This is a genomic window from Micromonospora sp. NPDC023814, assembly GCF_040639595.1.
Lineage (GTDB): Bacteria > Actinomycetota > Actinomycetes > Mycobacteriales > Micromonosporaceae > Micromonospora.
This window is the reverse complement of sequence record NZ_JBFAAF010000176.1, coordinates 1-3991: the sequence shown is the minus strand read 5'-3', so window position 1 is coordinate 3991 and position 3991 is coordinate 1. Positions and strand designations below refer to the sequence as shown.

The window sequence follows — 3991 nt, the reverse complement described above, 5'->3', positions numbered from 1 at the left end:
AGACGGCCAGGCCGTGCGATACGAGGCGGTGGTGCCCGCGGGGTGGTCCTCATCCGAGCGGCAGGCGGCCACCGACTGGCTCGAGCGCCAACCCCTACCGGTGTCCTCCGTGAACACCCCGCCGGTGCCAGCAGCGGTGCACGAAGCCCTCCAACAGACACCGGGCGTGGTGCCGGGCAGCGTGGTCGTGGTGTGGGCGGCGATGCTGCGTCACGGCCAGCCACTCACGATCGCCCAGGTCATCGACTCCACCGTTCTCGACCAGTCCGCGGTCACCAGCGCGAGCGCCGCCGTGCGGTATGTGCAGGTGTTGCGGGGGTTGGGTCTGCTCGTCGAGCGGGGCAAGGACGGCCAGGCCGTGCGATACCAGGCGGTGGTGCCCGCGGGGTGGTCCTCATCCGAGCGGCAGGCGGCCACCGACTGGCTCGAGCGCCAACCCCCACCGGCGTCCTCCGTGAACACCCCGCCGGTGCCAGAAGCGGTGTACGAAGCCCTCCAACAGACACCGAGCGTGGTGCCGGGCAGCGCGGTCGTGGTGTGGGCGGCGATGCTGCGTCACGGCCAGCCACTCACGATCGCCCAGGTCATCGACTCCACCGTTCTCGATCAGTCCGCGGTCACCGGCACGCGCGCCGCCGGGCTGTACGTGCAGGCGTTGCGGGGGCTGGGTCTGCTCGTCGAGCGGGGCAAGGACGGCCAGGCCGTGCGATACCAGGCGGTGGTGCCCCCGGGGTGGTCCCCACCCGAGCGGCAGGCGGCCACCGACTGGCTCGACCGCCAACCCCTACCGGCGTCCTCCGCGAACACCCCGCCGGTGCCAGCAGCGGTGCACGACGCCCTCCAACAGACACCGCGCGTGGTGCCGGGCAGCGCGGTCGTGGTGTGGGCGGCGATGCTGCGTCACCGCCAGCCACTCACGACCGCCCAGATCATTGACTCCACCGTTCTCGACCAGTCCGCGGTCACCGGCACGCGCGCCGCCGGGCTGTACGTGAAGGCGTTGCGGGGGCAGGGCCTGCTCGTCGAGCGGGGCAACGACGGCAATGCCGTGCGATACGAGGCGGTGGTGCCCCCGGGGTGGTCCTCATCCGAGCGGCAGGCGGCCACCGACTGGCTCGAGCGCCAACCCCTACCGGCGTCCTCCGCGAAGACCCCGCCGGTGCCCGCAGCGGTGCACGACGCCCTCCAACAGGCAGACAAAGTGGTGCCGGGCAGCGCGGTCGTGTTGTGGGCGGCGATGCTGCGTCACGGCCAGCCACTCACGACCGCCCAGGTCATCGACTCCACCGTTCTCGACCAGTCCGCGGTCACCGGCCCGCGCGCCGCCGCGCGGTATGTGCAGGCGTTGCGGGGGTTGGGTCTGCTTGTCGAGCGGGGCAAGGACGGCCAGGCCGTGCGATACGAGGCGGTGGTGCCCCCGGGGTGGTCCTCATCCGAGCAGCGGGCGGCCACCGACTGGCTCGAGCGCCAACCCCTACCGGCGTCCTCCGCGAACACCCCGCCGGTGCCAGCACCGGTGCACGAAGCCCTCCAACAGACACTGGGCGTGGTGCCGGGCAGCGCGGTCGTGGTGTGGGCGGCGATGCTGCGTCACCGCCAGCCACTCACGACCGCCCAGATCATCGACTCCACCGTTCTCGACCAGTCCGCGGTCACCGGCACGCGCGCCGCCGCGCTGTACGTGCAGGCGTTGCGGGGGCTGGGTCTGCTCGTCGAGCAGGGCAAAGACGGCAAGGCCGTGCGATACCAGGCGGTGGTGCCCCCGGGGTGGTCCTCATCCGAGCGGCAGGCGGCCACCGACTGGCTCGACCGCCAACCCCCACCGGCTCCGACACCAGACAACCCGAGCTCCGACCTTACAATCGCGTGGGTCGAAATGCCCCACGATCACCAACCAGCGCTGCCACCCGGGACACTGTCAGCCGCCCGCACCTGGTTGCGCGTCCACGGGCCACACTGGAACGCCGTCCTCCAACAACACGCAAACAGCGAAATTCTGGAACTGTGGGATCACTTCACCACAACAACGACGTTTCCGTACAGCACGCTAGGCGATTACACAGCCGTCCTGACAGGAGCATGGCTCACGTACGACCAGCTCTTCCAGGCCGCCAGCGACATGAAGATCACCCTGCCAAGCCCGAACACCGTCTTCCTCTACAGTGAAGAGCACCCGGGCAACCCCACCAACACGCCCCCACCAACCACCGTCAACATCCACGCAACGACCAGCATCACCAATCTCATCCACGCCTACAGCACCGCATCAGACGCTGCCACAAGACGGTCCATCCTTCAAAACGCCCTAGGTCGAATTCCCCTCAAATATCTGACCTCCCTGGCCAACACCGGCCCCACCATCGCCGATCAAGTCGACGCCGTCATTCTCCAAGCACTCGACCCCAGCTCGCACAACAGCGGCAGCCCGACCCTCGTCGCCCAAACACGAGCCAACCCCAATTTAGCGAAGCATTTCGACCCAACAACCCGATACAACTGGATCTCCGCAATACTGGCCAACACGAACCCCACAACCCACACAACAACATCAACAATCACCGACCTTGCCGCCTGCGCCACAGTCACGGCTTGACCACCCTCCGGCACTGCAAAAAGATCGACTCTGTCTCACATTCGGTGGTAACCGAGCGTGGTCGATGTCGTTGAGGTCACGTGTGCAAGATCGATGATCTTAAAAAGGTCGGGGGGCATCTACGTGTCGCGCGGGGCCAGGAGCGGGTCGTACACGGGGAGGTCGGGCGCGGGCCGGGTGTCGGCGGGCAAAGCGGCGATCTGTGCAGCGAGGCGCTGCTGAGCCAGCTGCGGCGGCAGCAACTCGGGCAGCACCTTGTAGATCGTGCTGCGCGAGACGCCGACGAGCTTGGCGATCGCGCTGATTGACCGCTCCGGCTCAGCGAGCAACTGGCGGGCGTAGGCAACCTTCTCCGGAGTCATCGCCGGTGGCCGGCCCAGGCGCTGGCCGCGGGCGCGGGCGGCGGCTAGGCCCTCGTTGGTGTTGGCCACGATGATCGTGCGGATGAACTCGGCCAGGGCGGCGAAGACGTGGAAGACGAACATGCCGCCGGCGGTGGTAGTGTCCAGTTTCTCGTGCAGCGACAGGAACCCCACCCCCTGGCGCTAGAGTCGACCCACGATACCGATCAGGTCCTCCAGTGACCGGCCGAGCCGGTCCAGCGACACCACGGTCAGGGCGTCGCCGGGTCGGATGTAGTCGAACATCCGGGCCAGCTCCGGCCGGTCGGCGTTCTTGCCCGAGGCCTTGTACATGGCGCAAGAGCAGTTGGAGAACGCGATCGAACACGCCTCGTTCAGCGGCGGCCTCACCCACTCAGAGCTGGAGATGGCCGAGATGGCGCTGTCGGCCGTGCAATACGCGCTGCGGCAGCTCTACGCCGCAGGCAACCATGTCGGCGACCAACCCGGCGCTGATCAGCATCGCTGACAGAGACGGCCGCTGAATCCCTCATGGCAGCGCCTCGCGCCAACTGGCAGGCGACGCGCGTTCGCGGCCTTGATGTCGGCGGCCTAGTACTCCAGCCGCACCTGGTGAAGTCGGAGTCTTCGCTGGTAGTGGGCTGTTTTGGCGCGGTACTGGTGCCGGCGTCGCCATCGTGACCATCGATGTATGTGGTCGAAGGGTCGGATGGTGGTGATCAGGTGTGCCAGCAGACGGCGGACCTCGCCGAGAGTGAGGGGAATGAGGCCGTCGTGGTCGGATCTGGTGTCCCCTTTTTGGCCTGGGCGGCGGTGACGGCGAGGTAGGCGTGGGCGCACAGAACGAGTGTTATGTGCCGGTACCAGGCGTCGTATCGGCGGACCTGGTAGTGGTCCAGGCCGATCTCGGTCTTGGCGGTCTGGAAGCACTCCTCGATCGTCCAACGGGTCCCGGCGACCCGGATCAGGTCCTCGTCGAGCGTCTCGGCGGGGCCGAAGCACAGGTAGTAGGCCAGGTCAGCGGGGTTGGTGATGC

Annotated in this window: 3 protein-coding genes and 2 pseudogenes; 2 read left to right on the top strand and 3 right to left on the bottom strand. The window is 67.8% G+C overall.

The window, feature by feature from the left end; all coding sequences use genetic code 11:
• The coding region (locus tag AB0G14_RS35020) for a hypothetical protein (protein ID WP_357704988.1) at nucleotides 1-2593 on the top strand (2593 nt) is incomplete at its 5' end.
• A gap of 119 nt (nucleotides 2594-2712) precedes the next feature.
• Here the strand turns inward: AB0G14_RS35020 and AB0G14_RS35015 are convergent.
• Both AB0G14_RS35015 and AB0G14_RS35010 read right to left on the bottom strand, forming a co-directional pair.
• On the bottom strand, nucleotides 2713-2955 hold the full coding sequence (locus tag AB0G14_RS35015) for a helix-turn-helix domain-containing protein (protein ID WP_357704991.1): 243 nt from the start codon (nucleotides 2953-2955) through the stop codon (nucleotides 2713-2715).
• 81 nt (nucleotides 2956-3036) lie between these two features.
• Nucleotides 3037-3240 (bottom strand): annotated as a pseudogene (locus AB0G14_RS35010) (recombinase family protein); the annotation flags it as partial.
• Between the two features lie 46 nt (nucleotides 3241-3286).
• Here AB0G14_RS35010 and AB0G14_RS35005 point away from each other — a divergent pair.
• Nucleotides 3287-3463, top strand: coding sequence for a hypothetical protein (locus tag AB0G14_RS35005; RefSeq protein ID WP_357704986.1), 177 nt, complete (start codon nucleotides 3287-3289; stop codon nucleotides 3461-3463).
• 211 nt (nucleotides 3464-3674) lie between these two features.
• Here AB0G14_RS35005 and AB0G14_RS35000 read toward each other — a convergent pair.
• Nucleotides 3675-3991 (bottom strand): annotated as a pseudogene (locus AB0G14_RS35000) (IS701 family transposase); the annotation flags it as partial.